Annotated in this window: 16 protein-coding genes and 2 pseudogenes; 12 read left to right on the forward strand and 6 right to left on the reverse strand. The window is 66.5% G+C overall.

The window, feature by feature from the left end; genetic code table 11:
• Positions 1-13: 13 nt before the first annotated feature.
• The 12 genes and pseudogenes from ASG62_RS10715 to ASG62_RS28015 all read left to right on the forward strand — a co-directional run.
• Positions 14-868, forward strand: a complete 855-nt coding sequence (locus ASG62_RS10715) for a D-amino-acid transaminase (RefSeq protein WP_056689006.1) — start codon at positions 14-16, stop codon at positions 866-868.
• A gap of 216 nt (positions 869-1,084) precedes the next feature.
• Positions 1,085-1,441, forward strand: a pseudogene (locus tag ASG62_RS10720) (DDE-type integrase/transposase/recombinase); the annotation flags it as partial.
• 472 nt (positions 1,442-1,913) lie between these two features.
• The gene (locus tag ASG62_RS10725; RefSeq protein ID WP_056689009.1) at positions 1,914-3,257 is read left to right on the forward strand and encodes an LLM class flavin-dependent oxidoreductase; all 1,344 of its coding nucleotides are present in this window, start codon (positions 1,914-1,916) and stop codon (positions 3,255-3,257) included.
• The gene (locus tag ASG62_RS10730) at positions 3,254-4,453 is read left to right on the forward strand and encodes a M20 aminoacylase family protein (protein ID WP_056689010.1); all 1,200 of its coding nucleotides are present in this window, start codon (positions 3,254-3,256) and stop codon (positions 4,451-4,453) included. The genes ASG62_RS10725 and ASG62_RS10730 overlap by 4 nt, the downstream gene beginning before the upstream one ends.
• Positions 4,446-4,994: a GNAT family N-acetyltransferase gene (locus ASG62_RS10735; protein ID WP_056689013.1), complete on the forward strand. Its 549-nt coding sequence runs from the start codon at positions 4,446-4,448 to the stop codon at positions 4,992-4,994. Before ASG62_RS10730 ends, ASG62_RS10735 begins: the two co-directional genes overlap by 8 nt.
• Complete coding sequence (locus ASG62_RS27830) at positions 4,991-6,757, forward strand: amino acid ABC transporter permease/ATP-binding protein (protein ID WP_082536906.1); 1,767 nt, start codon at positions 4,991-4,993, stop codon at positions 6,755-6,757. Before ASG62_RS10735 ends, ASG62_RS27830 begins: the two co-directional genes overlap by 4 nt.
• Positions 6,758-6,843: 86 nt before the next feature.
• The gene (locus tag ASG62_RS10750) at positions 6,844-7,782 is read left to right on the forward strand and encodes an ABC transporter substrate-binding protein (protein ID WP_056689015.1); all 939 of its coding nucleotides are present in this window, start codon (positions 6,844-6,846) and stop codon (positions 7,780-7,782) included.
• A gap of 128 nt (positions 7,783-7,910) precedes the next feature.
• Positions 7,911-8,798: an ABC transporter substrate-binding protein gene (locus tag ASG62_RS10755; RefSeq protein WP_056689429.1), complete on the forward strand. Its 888-nt coding sequence runs from the start codon at positions 7,911-7,913 to the stop codon at positions 8,796-8,798.
• Positions 8,799-8,880: 82 nt separating this feature from the next.
• Positions 8,881-9,876: an MsnO8 family LLM class oxidoreductase gene (locus tag ASG62_RS10760; protein WP_056689431.1), complete on the forward strand. Its 996-nt coding sequence runs from the start codon at positions 8,881-8,883 to the stop codon at positions 9,874-9,876.
• An 11-nt stretch (positions 9,877-9,887) separates the two neighbouring features.
• Positions 9,888-10,508: a GNAT family N-acetyltransferase gene (locus tag ASG62_RS10765; RefSeq protein ID WP_056689018.1), complete on the forward strand. Its 621-nt coding sequence runs from the start codon at positions 9,888-9,890 to the stop codon at positions 10,506-10,508.
• A gap of 11 nt (positions 10,509-10,519) precedes the next feature.
• Positions 10,520-11,563 (forward strand): LLM class flavin-dependent oxidoreductase, encoded by a 1,044-nt coding sequence (locus tag ASG62_RS10770; protein ID WP_082536908.1) that lies wholly within the window; start codon positions 10,520-10,522, stop codon positions 11,561-11,563.
• A 47-nt stretch (positions 11,564-11,610) separates the two neighbouring features.
• Positions 11,611-11,883 (forward strand): annotated as a pseudogene (locus tag ASG62_RS28015) (DAK2 domain-containing protein); the annotation flags it as partial.
• A 96-nt stretch (positions 11,884-11,979) separates the two neighbouring features.
• On the opposite strand, the gene ASG62_RS10775 reads toward ASG62_RS28015, so the two are convergent.
• The 6 genes from ASG62_RS10775 to ASG62_RS10800 form a co-directional block, all read right to left on the reverse strand.
• The gene (locus tag ASG62_RS10775; protein ID WP_056689023.1) at positions 11,980-13,077 is read right to left on the reverse strand and encodes an NAD(P)-dependent alcohol dehydrogenase; all 1,098 of its coding nucleotides are present in this window, start codon (positions 13,075-13,077) and stop codon (positions 11,980-11,982) included.
• A 69-nt stretch (positions 13,078-13,146) separates the two neighbouring features.
• Entirely contained in the window at positions 13,147-14,592 is a 1,446-nt protein-coding gene (locus ASG62_RS10780) for an aldehyde dehydrogenase (RefSeq protein ID WP_056689433.1), read from the reverse strand.
• Positions 14,593-14,933: 341 nt separating this feature from the next.
• On the reverse strand, positions 14,934-15,905 hold the full coding sequence (locus tag ASG62_RS10785) for a PDR/VanB family oxidoreductase (protein ID WP_056689028.1): 972 nt from the start codon (positions 15,903-15,905) through the stop codon (positions 14,934-14,936).
• Between the two features lie 45 nt (positions 15,906-15,950).
• Entirely contained in the window at positions 15,951-16,682 is a 732-nt protein-coding gene (locus ASG62_RS10790; RefSeq protein ID WP_056689031.1) for a GntR family transcriptional regulator, read from the reverse strand.
• 5 nt (positions 16,683-16,687) lie between these two features.
• Positions 16,688-17,734, reverse strand: coding sequence for an aromatic ring-hydroxylating dioxygenase subunit alpha (locus ASG62_RS10795; protein WP_056689034.1), 1,047 nt, complete (start codon positions 17,732-17,734; stop codon positions 16,688-16,690).
• 311 nt (positions 17,735-18,045) lie between these two features.
• A complete protein-coding gene (locus ASG62_RS10800; RefSeq protein ID WP_056689036.1) occupies positions 18,046-18,705 on the reverse strand; it encodes a flavin reductase family protein in 660 nt (219 codons plus the stop codon).
• Between the last annotated feature and the right edge of the window lies 1 nt (position 18,706).

Raw genomic sequence — 18,706 nt, forward strand, 5'->3', positions numbered from 1 at the left:
CCAGGAGGTTGTCATGACGCGCACGGTCTATCTCAACGGCGAATGGCTGCCGGAAACCGAGGCCAAGGTCTCCGTCTTCGACCGCGGCTTTCTCTTCGCCGACGCGATCTACGAGGTAACGGCGGTGATCGGCGGCAAGCTGATCGACTATGCCGGCCACAGCGCGCGGTTGCGCCGCTCGCTGGCCGAACTGGCGATCCGTTTTCCCTTGTCGGAAGAGGCGCTCCTGACGGTCCACCGCGACATCGTCCGGCGCAACGCGCTGCAGGAGGGGCTGATCTACCTCCAGGTCTCGCGAGGCGTTGCCGATCGGGACTTCTCCTTTCCGAAGAACGCTGAACCAACGCTTGTCCTCTTCACGCAGGCCAAGCCCATCCTCGACAACCCGCGCACCCACACAGGGCTGTCGATCGCGACGGTGCCGGATTGGCGCTGGGAACGCCGCGACATCAAGACCGTGCAGCTCCTCTACCCATCCATGGCCAAGATGGAGGCGATGCGGCGTGGAGCGGACGACGCCTGGCTCGTCGAGGACGGGTTCGTCACCGAGGGAAGCGCGGCGACCGCTCATATCGTCACGAAGGACGGCGTCCTCGTCACTCGGCCCCTGTCGAACGCGATCCTGCACGGCATCACTCGTGCCACTATCCTCGACCTGGCCCGTGCTGACGGGATCGCGGTGGAGGAGCGGTCCTTCACCGTTGCCGAAGCGAAGGGTGCCGCCGAGGCGTTCATCACCTCCGCCACCAATTTCGCCATGCCGGTCGTGTCGATCGACGAAACGCCCGTCGGCTCCGGCCGCCCTGGTCCGATTGCCGCTCGCATGAGGGAACTCTACATCGCGGACCGGCTGGCGACGGCGCTTTGAGCGCGGACCCCGATCCATTCGACCAATGCCCTGGAGCGCCTGAACAAGGAAGGTGAAGCAGCGCGCCGATGTCCTCGGCATCTTTCCGAACGAGGGCAAGGTGTTTGATCCCAGCATATCGTGGCGAGCCAGTCGAGCGAAGGGATCGGGCTTGGTTTCGCCGATCTGCCGCATGGCTTCGAATGGGGTTCTGAAGCGTAACGCTCAGGCCGCACGCGCTGGTCGCGGGACTTCGTGCACGACCAGCCCGCCTGCGGCGGGCGTTTCCGCGTTCTTGACATCGTCGATGACGTCACGCGCGAGTTCCTTGCAGCGATCCCCGATACCGCGATCTCAGGCCGCCGTGTCGACCGCGAGCTGACCGCCTCGATCGCCACACGAGACAAGCCCAAGATGATTGTCTCCGATCGCGGCACCGAGTTCACCTCGAATGTGGTCCTCGCTTGGTCGAAGGATTACAAGGTGGACTTGCATTACATCGCGCCCGGCAAGCCGATGCAGAACAGCCTCGTCGAGAGCTTTCATGGCCACATGCAGGACGAGCTGCTCGACGAGGGCGTGGTTCTCAATCTGCATGTCTTGCAGGATGCGCGCCCCACGGCGCTGTCCCCGTCATGCCGATGGGCGTCGGTCTCGCCTCTTTCAGTTTCAGTCAACGGCAGATCGTAGTTTTAGAGAATTCTATTTCTCCTAGGTGCCTTGGCGCGAACCCATCTTCTGTTGCACGTCATTAATCTACCAAACTAATATACTTTACGCGACGAGTTGGGATACGGCTGTGAAGACGGCCCTTCCAGGCTTCGACACGGCAAATGCCGCGCGAAGAGAGATGTACGACCATGTTCGACCGGCGGCAAAGCCTTCTCGACGAGAACCCCGTTTCACCCGGCAACACCGCCGCGGAAGAGTCGGTGAGCGCTCGGGTGGCCGCATGGGTGTTCGATCCGCGGAGCCACCACTGCTCCCGGAACCCTGCCGCTTCTGGCGCCCGGCCAAGCTCGGCCCATCGCAGCCCGAGGCTCCCATCTGAACGAGGAACTGCTTCATGACCGGCAAGCGCATCACTCTCGGTCTCATGCTCCATGGCGCGGGCGGCAACATGAATGCGTGGCGCCATCCGGCGGGACCGGCCGACGCCAGCGTCAACCTTCCCTTCTATGTCGAACAGACCCGCGCAGCCGAAGCCGCCGGCTTTGCCTTCGTCTTCGTGGCGGACGGGCTCTACATCAACGAGAAGTCGATCCCGCATTTCTTGAACCGCTTCGAACCGCTGACGATCCTGTCGGCGCTGGCGACGACGACGTCGCGCATCGGCCTCGCCGGCACGGTCTCGACCTCCTACAGCGACCCGTTCACCATTGCCCGGCAGTTCGGCTCGCTCGACCTCATCTCCGGCGGGCGCGCGGGCTGGAATGTCGTGACGACGCCGCTCGAAGGGTCCGGGCGCAATTACGGCCGTCCCCATCCCGACCATGCGCTGCGCTACGAGATCGCCGACGAATATCTCGAAGTGACCCAGGGGCTCTGGGACAGTTGGGACGACGACGCCTTCCCGCGCAACCGGACCAGCAGCACGTTCTTCGACCGGGACAAGCTCCACCGGCTGGACCACAAGGGCCGCTTCTTCCAGGTGGAGGGCCCGCTGAACATCCAGCGTTCGCCGCAGGGGCAGCCGGTGATCTTCCAGGCGGGCTCGTCAGACGACGGCGTGAAGCTGGCCGGCAAATATGCCGATGCCGTCTTCACGCATTCCCCCTCGATCGAGGAAACGCGCGCCTTCCGCGCCCAGGTCCGGGCGAGCGCGGTGGCGCACGGGCGCAACTCCGACGACGTGAAGGTCCTGCCCGGCATCCATCCCATCGTCGCGGCGACTCGCGGAGAGGCGGAGGCGAAATACGCCGCGATCCGCGACCTCGTCCAACTGGACGACGCGCTCGCCTATCTCGGCCGGTTCTTCGACCATCACGACTTCACCGCCTACGATCCGGACGCGCCCTTTCCAGACCTCGGCGCGATCGGCGAGAACAGCTTCCGCTCCACCACGGACCGCATCAAGCGCGAGGCGCGCGAACGCGGGCAGACGCTGCGCCAGGCCGCGCTTGCCGCCGCGACGCCCAAGCCGAACTTCCTCGGCTCCGGCCAAGAGGTCGCCGCAGACATCGTGCGCTGGGTCGAAGAGGGTGCTGCGGACGGCTTCATCGTCGGCTTCCCCGTTTCCGCCGAAGGACTGGCCGATTTCGAGCGCCACGTCGTACCGGCGCTTGAGGCGCGCGGGGTCTACGATCGGGTGCTGCCGGAGACGACGCTGCGCGGCAATCTCGGCCTGCCCTACAAGACGAGCCGTCACGCAGCTCCCGGCAGCCGGCCCGCGTCGCGTGCCTCCGCATGAGCCGGCACCGCACCGGCGCCTCCCGCATTCGCCAGACGATCGGCGGCTTTGTCGCAGACTTCGTCGAGCTTCGCCAAGACCTTCATCGTCATCCCGAGCTTGCCTTCCAGGAGCAGCGCACGAGCGACACGATCGCCGCCTTGCTCGACAGCTGGGGCTACGCGGTCACCCGCGGGATCGGCGGAACCGGACTGGTCGCGACGCTGAAGCGGGGGAACGGTCCGAAGCGCCTCGGCATTCGCGCCGACATGGACGCCCTCCCCATCGAGGAGGAGACCGGTCTTCCCCATGCCAGCCTCACCGCGGGAGCCATGCACGCCTGCGGTCATGACGGACATACGGCGATCCTTCTCGCCGCCGCCCGCTACCTCGCCGAGGACGGGCGCTTCTCGGGGACCCTGAACCTCGTGTTCCAGCCGGCCGAGGAGATCGGCCAGGGCGCGCGCCAGATGATCGGCGATGGGCTTTTCGAGCGGTTTCCCTGCGATGCCGTGTTCGGGCTGCACAACTGGCCGGGCGTGCCCGCGGGCCGTTTCGGCTTCGTCGCCGGTCCCGCCATGGCCTCCGTCGATTGGGCGCGCATCCGCATTCGCGGGCGCGGCGGCCACGGCGCCGAGCCGCATCAGGCGGTGGACCCCGTGGTGGCGGCCGCCCATGTGGTCACCGGGCTCCAGACCATCGTCTCGCGCAACGCGGCGCCGCTCGATCTGGCCGTGGTCACGATCGGATCGATCCATGGGGGCGGCGCCGCCAACGTCATCCCCGACACGGTGGACCTGACGCTGACGACCCGCGCGTTCCGCCCCGAGATCCGCACCCTCCTCGAACGGCGCATCAAGACGATCGCCACGCTTCAGGCCGAAAGCTTCGGCGCCATCGCCGAGATCGAATGGAAGGACGGTTTTCCGAGCGTCGTGAACCATGCGGTCGAAACGGAGATCGCGCGCGCCGCCGCCGTCCGAGCCTTGGGGGCGGCCGCAGTGGAAGCGGACTTCGCGCCCCGCACGGCCAGCGAGGACTTCGCCTTCATGCTGGAGGCGCGGCCGGGCAGCTACCTCTTCGTCGGCAATGGCGACAGCGCCCCGCTCCACAGTCCCCGCTACGACTTCAACGACGCCCTGATCGAGCCGGCCGCCACCTACTGGGCGACCCTTGCCGAAACCTTCCTGACATCTCCGGAGGAGACCCATGGCTGACGTCATCGTCAAGACGACCCCGCTCGACCCGCGCGCCAAGCCGCTGATCGACGATCTCCTGCACGAATACAACGCGCGCTACGGCTCGTATTTCGAGGCGGACGGCGCCGCCGCCGAACTGAACCGGTATCCGCCGGAGGCGTTCGCGGCACCGGAGGGAGCCTTCATCCTCCTCCTGCGCGACGGCGAGACCGTCGCGGGCGGCGCCTTCCGGCGATACGACGAGCGAACGGCCGAAGTGAAGCGAATGTGGACGCGGCGCGACAAGCGCCGTCAGGGCCTAGCCGTGGCCATCCTCGCCAGGCTGGAGCAACTCGCGGCTGCGCAAGGCTATGAGCGCTTCTTTCTGACCACCGGCTTCCGCCAGCCCGAAGCCGTGCGCCTCTACCTGTCGCTCGGTTACACCGCGCTCTTCGACACGCAGGCCGATCCCGAGACCTACGGCATCCTTCCCTTCGAGAAGGGGCTGACGCCAGCCCTGCCGGCGGCCGCATCTCTGGTGCGAAACCGGGTTCGCACATCGGAGGCGAGCCTACGATGACCATCGCCTCTTCCTTCGAACGCGGCCTTGCCGCGCCCGCGCCTCGCGCCGTTGCGGAGAACCGCCCGCGCTTTCGCATCGTTCCCGCGCGCCATCCCTGGCGCGCAGTCGGCACGCTCACCGCCCTCCTTCTCGTCGGCGCCGTGCTCCAGTCGACGCTCACCAATCCGCGCTGGGGCTGGAACGTCTTCGCCGAATGGTTCTTCGCCGAGCCGATCCTGGTCGGTCTCGGGCGAACGCTCCTCCTCACCGCCATCGGAACGGTCCTCGGCTTCTCGCTCGGCACGGTCCTGGCGCTGACGCGCCTGTCCGATTCGCCCGTCGTCGCCAAGGTATCCTTCCTCTTCGTCTGGCTGTTCCGCTCGATCCCGTTGATCGTGCTCCTGCTGATCCTCAACAATCTCGGCTACCTCTACGAGACCGTGCGCCTCGGCGTGCCCTATACGGACATCACCTTCGCCTCCTGGTCGACGACGCAGCTCATCACGCCCTTCGCGGCGGCGGTGCTCGGCCTGACCCTGCATCAGGCGGCCTATTCGGCCGAGTTCATCCGGGGCGGTCTGCTGTCTGTCGATCAAGGGCAGTTGGAAGCGGCGGCCGCGCTCGGCTTGCCCCGGGGCCGCCAGACCCGGCGGATCATCCTGCCCCAGGCCATGCGCACGATCCTGCCCAGCGCGTTCAACCAGATCATCTATCTCGCGAAGGGCTCCTCGCAGGTCTACATCATCGCCCTGCCCGAGCTCTTCTACACCGTCCAGGTGATTTATCGGCGCAACCTCGAAGTCATCCCGCTCCTGATGGTGGCGACGGCTTGGTATCTGGTGATCCTGACCGTTCTGTCGCTCGTGCAGCACCAGGTCGAACGGCGCTTCGCGCGCGGCGCGCTGCGCAATCCGCCGCCCTCGATCTTTGCGCAGCTGCGTCCTCGCCGGGCAGCGGCAGCCGCGCCGGCGACCGCCCCCGAAGCCGGCGTCGCACCCGGCTGGACTGGGCACGGCGCGAAAGGCGGGGCCGTGGAGATCCGCGACGTGCGCAAGAGCTTCGGCGATCTCGCCGTGCTCAAGGGCGTTTCACTCTCGCTGAAAGCCGGCAGCGTCACGGTGCTGCTCGGCCAGTCCGGCTCCGGCAAATCCACGCTCTTGCGCACGATCAACCATCTCGAGCGTCTGGACGACGGTTTCGTCTCGGTGGACGGCGAGCTGATCGGCTATCGCCGCGAGGGCGACACGCTGTTCGAGCTGCACGAGAGAGAGGTGCTGAAACGCCGGGTCCAGGTCGGCATGGTGTTCCAGAACTTCAACCTCTTCCCCCATCTGACCGTCCTCGAGAACATTGCCGAAGCGCCGATCGCGGCGAAGGGCTTGCCCAAGGCCGAGGCGGAGGCGCTGGGGCGCGAGCTTCTCGCCCGTGTCGGTCTGGCGCAGAAGGCGGGCGCCTATCCGCGCCAGCTCTCCGGCGGCCAGCAGCAGCGCGTGGCGATCGCCCGGGCGCTGGCCCTGCGCCCGAAGGTTCTCCTCTTCGACGAGCCGACCTCAGCGCTCGATCCCGAGCTCGTCAACGAAGTGCTCGACGTCATCAAGGAGCTCGCCCGGTCCGGCACGACGCTCGTCGTCGTCACCCACGAGATCGGCTTCGCCCGCGAGGTCGCCGATACCGTGGTCTTCATGGAAGCCGGCGAAATCCTCGAAGTGGGTCCGCCCTCGCAGATCTTCACTGCGCCGAAGCATCCCCGAACCGGCGCCTTCCTCGCCAAGGTCCTGTGAACCCGAACCGGACAGCGGACCCCGGCCCGCCCTCCGACTGCCCGTCCCGCCCTCCAGCCTCAACCCTCGATCACAAGGAAACCGATATGCCGTCCCTCGTTTCCCGCAGTCTTCCCGTGCTTGCCCTTGCCCTCGCACTCGGCTTCTCCGCCGGCGCAAGCGCCGAAGGGCTCAAGGTCGATCTCAGGCCGGAACAGCCCGATCGCATCCGTGCCGAGCCGGTGCAGGCCGCGATCGACCTCCTGCCGAAGGACTACGCCTTCGTGACGCCGGGAACCTTCACCGTCGCGACCAATCCCGGCAATCTGCCCTTTTCCGTCTATGCCACCGATACCAAGACCCCTGTCGGCGGCGAGCCCGATCTCGCCCAGCTGGTCGCCGACAGCCTCGGCCTCAAGCTCGAAGTGGTGGCGGTCGCCTGGCCCGACTGGCCGCTCGGCCTCACCTCCGGCAAGTACGATGCCGCGATCACCAACATCACGGTGACGGAGGCGCGTAAGGAAAAGTTCGACTTCTCCACCTACCGCGCCGATCTCCTCGGCTTCTATGTGCCGAACGACAGCAAGATCCAGTCCATCGCCCGGCCCGAGGACGTCGCCGGCCTGAAGGTCGCCGTCTCGTCCGGAACGAACCAGGAGGAAATTCTTCTGCGCTGGTCGAAGGAGAACGAGAAGAAGGGCCTGAAGCCGACCGACATCTCCTATTACGACGACGAGGCCGTGCAGGATCTCGCCCTCCAGTCCGGCCGGATCGACGCCTATTTCGGGCCGAACTCCACGTCCGCCTTCAAGGCGGCGCGCGTCGGCAAGACGCGTCTGGTCGGAACATTCTCCGGCGGCTGGCCCGAGACGGCCGAGATCGCGGTCACCACGAAAAAGGGCGCCGGCCTCGCGGATGCGATCACGGCGGCGATCAACGCGCAGATCGCCAACGGCAACTACGCCAAGACGCTCGCACGCTGGAACCTCTCCGCCGAAGCGGTGAAGGAGTCGCGCACCAACCCGGCCGGCCTGCCGAAAAGCTGAAGACCGGCCGCTCGCCGCGTCGGCTCCTCCCCCGGCGCGGCGCTCCCACCTCCCATGACGGAACGGTTCCCATGCGTCCTCTCAGACCGCCTTCCGGCGCCGCCGCCGGCCTCTTCTTCACCATCGCCATGCTCTGCAACGGCGCGGCCTTTGCTTCGGACAGCTTCGACGTTTCGCCCGAACAGCTCGGTCGTTTGCATGCCGAGCCCGTGCAGGAGATCATCCAGACGATTCCGCAGACCTTTTCCTTCGCACAGCCGGGCAAGTTGACGGTCGCGGTCAATCCTTCGGGTGGGCCGCCCATCGCGACTTACGCAACCGACGCCAGCACCGTGATCGGTTCGGATCCCGACTATGCCCGCCTCGTCGCCGAGACGCTCGGTCTGGAGCTGGATCTCGTCCCTGTCGCCTGGGCGGACTGGCCGTTGGGGCTGACCTCCGGCAAATACGACGCGGTCATCTCCAACGTCGGCGTCACGGAGCAGCGCAAGGAAAAGTTCGATTTCTCCTCTTACCGCCAGGGCCTGCACGGCTTCTTCGTCAGGAAGGGGTCGGGAATCGGTCCCATCGCGGGACCGAAGGACATCGCGGGCCTGCGCATCATCGTCGGCGCGGGTACGAACCAGGAGCGCATCCTTCTCGAATGGGACCGGCTCAACACCGAAGCGGGCCTGAAAGCAGCGGAGTTGCAGTACTTCGACGACGAGGCGACCAGTCTGGTCGCGCTGCGCTCGGGCCGCGCCGATGTCGTCGTGCAGCCCAACGGCCAGCTCGTCTTCATCGCCGCGCGTGATGGCGACATCGAGCGTGCCGGCACGCTGAGCGCCGGCTGGCCGGAAAAGTCCGATGTTGCCATCGCGACGCGCAAAGGCTCGGGCCTCGCGGACGCGCTAACGGCGGCGACCAACAGCCTGATCGAGAACGGTCTCTACTCCAAAGCCCTCGATCGTTGGCACCTCGGAGAAGAGGCCCTTCCGCGATCCGAAACCAATCCGCCGGGGCTGCCGAAGTTCTGACGGCCGTCCATTGAGGAGCCGGGCATCGGTCGCGATCCGCCCTTCTTCGACGGCCTTGTTCCCCATGCTTACGGAGCGCCTCATGACCTATCGTCTCAGCCTTCTCGACAAAAGCCCGATCGCGGCAGGCACGACCGCCGCCGGCGAGGCTCTGGCGACGAGCCTCGCCTATGCGGAATTGGCCGACCGGCTCGGCTACCATCGCTTCTGGGTGGCCGAGCATCACGGCACGACGACGCTTGCGAGCGCCGCTCCCGAGGTTCTCGCATCCCATCTTCTGGCGCGCACGCGGCGGATCCGCATCGGCACCGGCGGCATCCTGCTGCAGCATTACAGCCCCTACAAGGTTGCCGAACTCTTCGGTGTCCTCGCAACGCTCGCGCCCGGCCGGGTCGATCTCGGCATCGGCAAGGCCCCTGGCGGACTGCCCCTCGGAACGAAGGCGCTGCAGGCCGAACTCGCCACGCCACGCCGCGCCTTCGACGCCAAGCTTCGGGATCTCGACCTGTTCCTGCGAGGCCATGCACCCGAAGGCCATGCGCTGGCGGGCGCCGAGGCGCTCCCGCGCGCCGCCGTTCTTCCCGAGCTTTTTCTTCTGGGCGCCAGCGACACGAGCGCGGCGCTTGCCGCGGAGCTCGGCTGGGGTTTCGTCCATGCCGGTCATCATGACGGCGATCCCGAAGCGATCGACCGCAGCCTTTCCGTGGCGCGCACCGCAGGTCCCGCGCCGATGCTCGCCGTCACGGCCTTCGCCGCTCCGACGCGCGAGGAAGCGTTGGTCGCTGCAACGCACAAGACCTTCAAGGTTCACCTGCCCGATGGCCACGCGGTCAATCTCGGCAGTCTGGATGCCGTCGAGGAATACGCACGCCAGCTCGGCGTTCGACCCGTGAAGGTCGAGGAAAGCAGGCCGCAGGTGATCGCCGGCACCCCCGACGACGTTCACGCCGCGCTTGCGCGTCTCGCCGACCGGCACGGTGTCGGTGAGTTCGTTCTCGATTCGCCCGTTGCCGGCCGCATCGAGCGACTGCGTTCGATCGAGCTGATCTCCGCCGCAAGACGTCGCGCCGCCGCCTGAGGAGACGACGAATGACCGACCGCTTTCTGCGCACCTCGCCGCTGGCACCGGAGGCGCAAGGCCTGATCGAGGGGCTGGCCGCCGAATCCGCCCGGCGATACGGCATCGATCATCCGGGCAATCCACGGGCCGAGCTGGAGCGCTACCCCGCGCAGGCCTTCGTGCCGCCGCTCGGCGATTTCCTTGTGCTTCTTCGCAATGGCCAGACGATCGGCGGCGGGGCCTTCATGAGCCACGACGACGAGACGGCCGAACTGAAGCGGATCTGGACGCATCCGGATCTGCGCCGGCAAGGCATCGCGCGCCGCGTGGTCGAAGTGCTGGAGACCGGCGCAGCCTTGCTCGGCTACACCCGCGTCTATCTCACCACCGGTTTTCGCCAGCCGGAGGCCGTCGCGCTCTACCTCTCGCTCGGCTACCGGCCGCTGTTCGACGTGACGGTCGATCCCGCTCTGTTCCGCTCGCTGCCCTTCGAGAAGCACATCGGTGCGCTCGCCGGCAAACCCGGCACCGCGCCGGTCCGCAAGGCCGCTGCCAGCCTGGAGGAGTCGACCCGGGAGGTCGTCGCCATCAAGGCGGAGCAGGAGCGCCAGATCCTCGCGCGGCTCGACCACCCGCTCGCGGCCGAGTGAACGCCCGTCCCATGCCCCTTTCCCATATCCGCCACATCGCCTTTCTCGTGCCCGGCAGCTACGAGGACGACGATCCGGCCAAAGGCCTCGAGGACACGCTGCGCCTCATCGAACTCGGCGAGGCACTGAGCTTCGACAGCGCGTGGGTGCGCCAGCGTCATCTGGAGCGCGGCATCTCATCGGCCTCGACCTTCCTGGCCGCGGCCACGCAGCGAACGAAGCGCATCGGCCTCGGCACGGCCGTCATCCAGCTCGGATACGAGAACCCGTTCCGTCTCGCCGAAGACCTGTCGACCGTCGATGTCTTGTCCGGCGGCCGCCTTCAGGTCGGCGTGTCCGTGGGTCCCGCGCCGTTCGGCAGGCTCATCGCGGACTATGCCGACGCCGACGGGGACGCAGATTTCGGCCATGGACGCGCCGAGCGGCTGGCTCGGGCCCTTCGCAGCGAGCCCTTGTCTCAGGATCCGCTGAGCGGCAATGCGGCGGGCGCCCAGGTTCCTCGCCTGCGCCCCCATGCGCCGGGCCTCGCCGATCGTCTCTGGTATGGCGGCGGCTCGCAGGCCTCGGCCGCCTGGGCCGGGCGGGCCGGCTTCCATCTCCTCACCGGCAACATCGTCAGCGGCGAAGATACGGACGACTTCGCAACCGCGCAGACACGGCTCATCGAACGGTTCCGGCGCGAATGGGTCCATGAGCGAAGCGCCCGCGTCGCGCTCGGTCGCGTCATCTTGCCGACCGATGGGGCCTCTGCGGCCCAACGGCGTCGCTATGCCGACTTCGCCGCCTCGCGGCACGAGCGCACGCTGGCACCCCAAGGTCCTCGTCGCACCCTTTTCCGGCCCGACATCGTCGGCTCGGGCAGCGATATCCTCGCCGCTCTCGGACGCGATCCCGTCCTGCCCCTCGTTTCCGAACTGCGGCTCGAACTGCCCTACGAGTTCGAAGCCGAGGACTACGCCCAGATCATCACGGATTTCGCCCGACTGTCTGCAAGGTCCCGGCAGGTCGATCGCGACGCCAATTTGGCACGGGGAGCGCGAAGCGGTTCTGGATGAGATCGACACCTACCGCCACCTGACGGCCGCCTCCGTCCGGCGCGCTCGACGCGGCGGGACCTCTGCGGGCGGCCAACACGCTCGAAGGACGCACGGCCGTCCGCGCACAGGACTGGAGCGAAGCGCTGCGGGCCGGAGCGCAGGCCATCGCGCAGGTCGGCCACGCGAAGGTCGGCGACCGGACGATGCTCGATGCCTTGCTGCCCGCCGCCGATCGCTTCTCCGGCAGCGGCGAGGCAAGCGTCTTCGGGGCCGCGCGCACTGGTGCCGAGGCCACGGCCGCAATTCTGCCACGGCGCGGTCGATCCAGCTATCCCGGCGAGCGCGCCTGGGTATCCCGACCCGAATGCGGAGGACGACCATCTCCATCCGCAACACTTTCCGGGACACGATCCGATCAGGTCCCTCTCAGGTCTTCACATTCGCACGATCGGCTTGATCGTCTTTCCTGTCTTCGAGTCGTGAATGGCTTCGTTGATCTCGTCGAAAGCGTAGAATGTCACGAGCTTGTCGAAGGGGAACTTACCCTGTGCATAGAGATCGATGAGGATCGGAATGAAGACGTCCGAATTCGATTCACCCTCGACGATGCCCATGAGCCGGCGCCCGCCGCTCATGAAATGGGTCTCGTTCAGCTTGAGTTCGGCATCGGGCGCGGAGGCTCCGACGATGCCGCAGGTGCCCATCGTTCCCAGCGACATGACGGCCGAGCGAATGACGCCGGCGATCCCGGTCGTATCGAGCGCGAAGTCGATACCGTGCCCCGTGATCTTCAGGATTTCGTCCGTCGCATCGACGCGGGCGGAATTCAGCGTATGGGTCGCGCCGAGCTCTCTTGCCGTCTCGAGGCGCCCATCGTTCATGTCGACGGCGATGATCGTGGTCGCGCCCACCACGCGTGCGGCCATCACGGCGCTGAGGCCGACAGCGCCCGATCCGAAGACGGCGAAGCTGTCGCCCGCCTGAACCTTCATGGCGTTCATGACGGCGCCGGCACCGGTCTGCACCCCGCAGGCCAAGGGCCCGAGAAGGTCGAGCGGTGCGGTGTCCGGCACCTTCACGACATTGATCTCCCGGCAGATGGCGTGGGTCGCGAAGGAGGACTGGCCGAAGAAATTGCCGTTGATCCGCCCGCCGTCCGAAGAGAGCGCGCTGGAGCCGTCCTCACGGGCGGCGAGAAAATTGCGCCCGAAGAAGTCGTGGCAATAGCTGAGGCGGTGTTTCCGGCAGCTCGGGCACTGACCGCAGGCATTGTAGGTCATGACGACCCGATCTCCCGGTTTCACCTTGCGGACGGCAGAGCCGACGGTCTCGACGATGCCGGAGCCCTCGTGGCCGAGAACGACCGGAAAGGGCGTGGGCAGCATGCCGTCTCGGACGACCAGGTCCGTGTGACAGACGCCGGCCGCGACCACCTTGACGAGGATCTCGTCGGCGCGCGGCTCCTCGATCTCGATCGCCTCCAGGCTCAGTCTCATGCCCTGCTGACGAGCGATCGCGGCTTTGATCTGCATAGGTCTCTCCCAAAGATTCGTTGTTGCAAGGACAGGGCGCCCGGCGCCCGGCGCCCGAAGCCGGACGTCCTAGAAGGGGTAGTGCTGGTTCGGGTCCTCGATCGTGATCCAACGCAGGTCGGTGAACTCGGCGATGGCGGCCTTGCCGCCGAAACGGCCGTATCCGCTGCCCTTCACGCCGCCGAAGGGCATCTGCGCCTCGTCGGACACGGTCGGGCCGTTGATGTGGCAGATGCCGGTCTCGATGCGGCCGGCGACCGACAGAGCCCGCTGGATGTCGCGGCTGAACACCGCGCTGGAGAGACCGTAGTCGGTGTCGTTGGCGATCCGGATCGCCTCGTCGTCGCTCGACACCCGGATGATCGACTTGACCGGTCCGAAGCTCTCCTCGGCATAGATGCGCATGCCGGGCGCGACGCCGTCGAGCAGGGTCGCCTCGACGACGCTCCCCTCGCGCCGGCCCCCGGCAACGAGCTTGGCGCCCTTGGCGGTGGCGTCCGCGACGAGATCCATCATCTTGGCGGCGGCATCGGCGGTGATCAGCGAGCCGAGCACCACGTTGCCGCGCGGATCGCCCGCCGGAAGGCTGCGGGCCTTCGCCGCGAGCTTTGCGACGAACGCGTCCGCGACGGCCTCGTGAACGATGATGCGTTCGGTGGACATGCAGATCTGTCCCATATTGGCGAAGGCACCGAAGGCGGCGGCGTTGACGGCGCCGTCGATGTCGGCATCGTCGAGGACGATCAGCGGCGCCTTGCCGCCAAGCTCCAGCAGGGCGGGCTTCAGATGGCGCCCGCAGAGTTCGGCGATGATCCGGCCGATCTCGGTCGAGCCGGTGAAGTTCACGCGCCTGATCTTCGGACTGGCGATCAGGAATTCCACGAGGTCCGGCGCATCCTTCGGCGCGTTGGTGATGACGTTGACGACCCCGTTCGGCAGGCCCGCCTCGACGAGGCACTGAGCGATCAGCCGATGGGTGCCGGGGCACTGTTCGGAAGCCTTCAGAATGACCGTATTGCCGCAAGCGATCGGCATGGCGATGGCGCGCGTGCCGAGGATGACCGGCGCGTTCCAGGGCGCGATGCCGAGGCAGATGCCGGCGGCCTGGCGCAGTCCCATCGAGAGCGTGCCCGGCTTGTCGGAGGGAATGATCTCGCCGGACAGCTGCGTGGTCATCGATGCCGCTTCGCGCAGGAGACCGGCGGCGAACGTGACGTTGAACGCGCCCCAAGGCCCGGTCGCGCCCGTCTCCACGGTCATCAGCTCACAAAACTCCGCGATCTTGGACATCATGACGTCGGCCGCCGCGGACAAGATACGGCGCCGCTCGCCCGGCCCGGTCGTCGACCAGGACGCGAACGCCGCCGACGCCGCGTCGATCGCGTTTTCGGCGTCGCCGAGACCGGCCGCGGCCGCGGTCGTTGCAACCTCCTGGGTGAACGGATCAAGGCGCGCATAGGTCAGCCCGCCCTGTGCCGCCTGTTCGGCCCCGTTGATCATGAGAGGGATCTGCATGTTCATGTCCGTCTTCTCCCTGGACTGAATGCGGGTTTCGTTGCAGGTCGGATCGGGTCTGCCGCGGCGATCCGCGGCGATCTCGATCCATCGCGATCGTCATGGCGTCGTCGATGTCGGCGATCGCGCTCCGCGTAGGCCGAAGGTCGTCTGCAGATGGTCGAAGCGATCGACCGACGGACGCGAAACAGACCCGCCGTTCGGCGACGTCGCCTGAAGAGACCGACCACCGGCAGCGTCTTCGGCATCGGGCTCGGCTTCTGGAAAAGCGATGAGCGGAACCGACCGGCTCGAAACACCGGGCACCGCAGCCTCGACGGAAACAGCCGGACCGACGCCCGCTATTCCGTTCGATATCCGATATCGATCACGGCACTCCCGCCGGTAAGCCGAGAGACGCAGGCGCACATGCGATGGTTTTCGTTCTTTTCGTCCTCGTCGAAGAAGACGTCGCGATGATCGACGTCGCTGTCCGTTTCGACGATGCGCACGGCGCACAACCCGCATTCGCCCCGCTGGCAGTCGTAGATCATCTCGACCCCCGCCCCGATCAGCGCATTGAGCAGCGACTGGTCGGGCGGAACCGTGATCGTGACGCCGCGGTTGAGAACCGAAACCTCGAACGAGGTCTCGGCATATCTGCCATTGTCGCCGAACACCTCGTAGCGAAGGCGGCTGACGGGGCGGCCGCTGACGCGCCAGAGCGTCTTGACTGCTTCCAAAAGGCCGAGCGGGCCGCAGACATAGGCTTCGCCGTCCTTGGGCAGGGCGGCGATCTCCGCGGCGAGATCGAAACTGCGTCCCTCGTCGGCGGGGAAGAGTTCGATCCGCTCCCCGAGCAGGCCGCCGAGTTCGTCGACGAAGGGCATGACGGCGCGCGAGACCCCGCCATAGATCATCCGAAGATCCTGTCCGGCCGCCGCGAGCCTTTGCGCCATGCCGTAGATCGGCGTGACGCCGATGCCCCCTGCGATCAGCAGATAGCGGTCGGCGCGCCAGGAGAGCTCGAAGCGGTTTTCCGGCACGGTCAGTTCGACGGTGCTTCCGGGCTTCAGCGACCAGACGAAGCGCGATCCGCCGCGGCTGTTGGGATGCAGCTTCACCGCGATCGCGATCCGGTTCGCAGGCGCCGGCACGCACGTGTAAGTGCGGATGGCGCGCGCGCCATCGATCGTCACGGCGATATGGGTATGAGATCCCGGATCGAACGGCGCGAGCGGGCCCTCCACGTCGAACTCGACCAGCCGCACGCCGACCGCGACCTCCTCGGCCGTGCGGACGACGGCATGTCGCCATTCCATGTTCATGCGCATCGGTCTGCCTCCTCCCGAGACGATCATGCTTCGTTCGCGCGGCGATCAGGCGACGATCAGCGTCAGACCGGGCACCTTCCTGATGAGACTGCGATCCTCGCCCATGACGAATTCGAGGTTTCGCCGCGCCAGCCGCGCATGTTCGCGGCCGAGACATTCAGCGCGCGCGCCCTCTCGCTGCTCGAGCGCATGGACCATGTCGTGATGCTGCCTCTGCGCGAAGACCAGCGATTGGCGGAACGCCGGCACGTCCCCCTGTTTTTCGAGAAAGGCGCTCGGCGAGGCAAAGGGCAGCTGCGCCACCCGCGCCAATTCGCGCCGCATGGTTTCGCTGCCGGGCAGCAGGGCGAGGAGGGCGTGGAATTCGGCGTTCAGTTCGACGTAGCGCTCGAACTGCATGTCCTCCAACCGCTCGGTGAAGGTCTTGTCGAGGACGCCGACGAGCGATCGAAGCTGGGCGAGCCGAGCGGCCGGGACGCCGCGTTCGGCGGCGAGCCGGAGCGCGGTGCCTTCCATGACGCCGCGCAGTTCGATCGCGTCGAAAACATCGGTCGTCGTGAAGCTGCGGATCGCGTAGCCCCCGGACGGAATGAGTTCGAGGAGCCCCTCCTGCTCCAGCCGCGAGAGAGCCGCCCGCAGCGGCGTGCGCGAGACGCCGAGCATTCCGGCAAGCGCGACCTCCGACAATCGCTCGCCGGGCGTCATACGACCGCCCAGCACGATGTCCCGCACGCCGAGCTCGGCCTTGAGAGTCTGCGAATCGCGTTTGGGCTCCATCGCCGCTACTCCGCCGCCAGCCGGACGACCCGCTCGCCCTCGATCATCCGGTCGATCAGCCGCCGCGCCCACATGGAACCTGCATCGATGTTCAGATTGTAGAAGACGTGATCGGGGTTCTCTTCGATCGCCTTCTGCTGCGCTTCGAGAATCTCCTCGTCTTCGCGGAAGACGCCGGCCACCGCCTCGCGCAGCTTGTGCGTCCAGGCTTGGTTGCCGAGATCCCAGTTGCGGACAAAGGCCCAGAAATAATGGCAGGTGCCGTCGGTCTCCGGGGTCATGGTGTTCAGAACGAAGCCGTTGACACCCTGGCTGCGGTCCCCGCCCGGCGCGCCCGTGCCCGCCACCGCGACGCCGACATCGATCGCGATCGTCGACGGCGCCTGGAAATGGATGATCTGCCAGCGGTCGACCTTGCCGGGTCGTCCCAGTTGTTCCGACCAGAAGGGCGGCGGATCGATGCCCTCCATCCAGCGGGTTACGGTTGCGGCCCTGTCGGTATGGGTGACCTCGAACGGCGCCTCCGCGACCGCGCGATTGCCGATCGACGAGCCGTGGACGAAGGTCTCGTGGGTCAGGTCCATCAGATTGTCGACGACGAGGCGATAGTCGCACTTCACATGGATGACCCGGCCGTCGCCGGTCCAGTTCGGATCGTCGTTCCAGTGCAGGTCCGGAATCGTCGCGGTGTCGGCAAGGGCCGGATCGCCCATCCAGATCCAGAGGAAGCGATGCCGCTCTTCGAGAGGGTAGCTCTTCACGCAGGCGGATGGATTGATCGTCTCCTGAGACGGCATGTATACACACCGGCCGGTCTCATCGAATTCCAGGCCGTGGTAACCGCAGATGACGTTGTCGCCATGCAACTCGCCCTTCGAGAGGGGCAGAAGACGATGCCAGCAGGTGTCCGCCAGCGCGACCGCCTTGCCATTCTCCTTGCGGAACAAAACCAGAGGCTTGCCGCAGATCGTGCGGGCCAGAAGCGCTCGCTTGACCTCCACGTCGTAGGCGGCGGCATACCATGCATTGATGGGAAATGTCGGCAGCGTCATCGTCACAACCTCCTCCAAGGCCATGAACGGATACCACCTGTATACATTAGGTGTCAAAGGAAATGTGTCGGAGGCCGAGGCCGCCTTTCCGACGGGTCACACCGATCTGCAGGAGCGATCGATGTCGATCTACGGCGGCAAGGTGCCGTTGCGTTCCGGCGGGCATCGGCCAGCTTACATCACGTCGCCAACGATCCGGGCGATCAGAGAGGAAGAACGCACCCGAAGCATTCGCTCCGACTGCGTATTTCCCGGAATAGTGGAAATGTCTCTTTCACCATCCAACCGGCGCAGCTTTGCACTGCAATCGGCTACGCTGGCCCCACTTCCTTCATCCGCTCCCAGTCTGCGAACTTCGGCGTCGGCATCTCGAAGCGGTCGCGGATCGTTGCACAAGTGTCTCCGCCGAGGCGAGCAATGGCGTCGAGCTCAGCGGGATCGATCCGAAGCGCTGCCGCATCCACGACATCCTCCCTGTAGTGGGCGTAGACGATCTCACCGAGGATGATCTGCCGGGACTTGCCGAGCTCCAGCGTCAGATGGCGGCGACATTCGAAGGCAGCGGGCGCTTCCTTGATCCAGGGCGAGGCCACGACGGTTCCGGGAACGGCTGTGAGCTGTGCCTCCTTCAGCTCATCGGTCCCTCGCGGGAAGCCGATCGCGCAGACGTGCATCGCCTCTGCGATGGCGCGCGAGACGATGTTGACCGTGAAGACTTCCGTCGTGCGGATGTTGGCGGTCGTGTCCTTGAACGACATGTCGGGATGGTTCTCGACGCCGAGAGCGAGGATCGGCGGGTCGGCGGAGAGACAGTTGAAGAAGCTGTAGGGGGCGGCGTTCACGCGGCCCTCCAGATCGACCGTCGTAACCAACGCGATGGGGCGCGGTACGATCGTGCCGATCATGAGCTTGTAGCGCGACCGTGCGTCGAGAGCACGGAAGTCGAAATGGGTGGCCCCGTCGCTCGTCATC

The organism is Aureimonas sp. Leaf427, from assembly GCF_001425485.1.
Lineage (GTDB): Bacteria > Pseudomonadota > Alphaproteobacteria > Rhizobiales > Rhizobiaceae > Plantimonas.

Coding starts and splice junctions, on each gene's coding strand:
- ASG62_RS10715 (WP_056689006.1), top strand. CDS start 14: ATGACGCGCACGGTCTATCTCAACGGCGAATGGCTGCCGGAAACCGAG.
- ASG62_RS10725 (WP_056689009.1), top strand. CDS start 1,914: ATGACCGGCAAGCGCATCACTCTCGGTCTCATGCTCCATGGCGCGGGC.
- ASG62_RS10730 (WP_056689010.1), top strand. CDS start 3,254: ATGAGCCGGCACCGCACCGGCGCCTCCCGCATTCGCCAGACGATCGGC.
- ASG62_RS10735 (WP_056689013.1), top strand. CDS start 4,446: ATGGCTGACGTCATCGTCAAGACGACCCCGCTCGACCCGCGCGCCAAG.
- ASG62_RS27830 (WP_082536906.1), top strand. CDS start 4,991: ATGACCATCGCCTCTTCCTTCGAACGCGGCCTTGCCGCGCCCGCGCCT.
- ASG62_RS10750 (WP_056689015.1), top strand. CDS start 6,844: ATGCCGTCCCTCGTTTCCCGCAGTCTTCCCGTGCTTGCCCTTGCCCTC.
- ASG62_RS10755 (WP_056689429.1), top strand. CDS start 7,911: ATGCTCTGCAACGGCGCGGCCTTTGCTTCGGACAGCTTCGACGTTTCG.
- ASG62_RS10760 (WP_056689431.1), top strand. CDS start 8,881: ATGACCTATCGTCTCAGCCTTCTCGACAAAAGCCCGATCGCGGCAGGC.
- ASG62_RS10765 (WP_056689018.1), top strand. CDS start 9,888: ATGACCGACCGCTTTCTGCGCACCTCGCCGCTGGCACCGGAGGCGCAA.
- ASG62_RS10770 (WP_082536908.1), top strand. CDS start 10,520: ATGCCCCTTTCCCATATCCGCCACATCGCCTTTCTCGTGCCCGGCAGC.
- ASG62_RS10775 (WP_056689023.1), bottom strand. CDS start 13,077: ATGCAGATCAAAGCCGCGATCGCTCGTCAGCAGGGCATGAGACTGAGC.
- ASG62_RS10780 (WP_056689433.1), bottom strand. CDS start 14,592: ATGCAGATCCCTCTCATGATCAACGGGGCCGAACAGGCGGCACAGGGC.
- ASG62_RS10785 (WP_056689028.1), bottom strand. CDS start 15,905: ATGCGCATGAACATGGAATGGCGACATGCCGTCGTCCGCACGGCCGAG.
- ASG62_RS10790 (WP_056689031.1), bottom strand. CDS start 16,682: ATGGAGCCCAAACGCGATTCGCAGACTCTCAAGGCCGAGCTCGGCGTG.
- ASG62_RS10795 (WP_056689034.1), bottom strand. CDS start 17,734: ATGACGCTGCCGACATTTCCCATCAATGCATGGTATGCCGCCGCCTAC.
- ASG62_RS10800 (WP_056689036.1), bottom strand. CDS start 18,705: ATGACGAGCGACGGGGCCACCCATTTCGACTTCCGTGCTCTCGACGCA.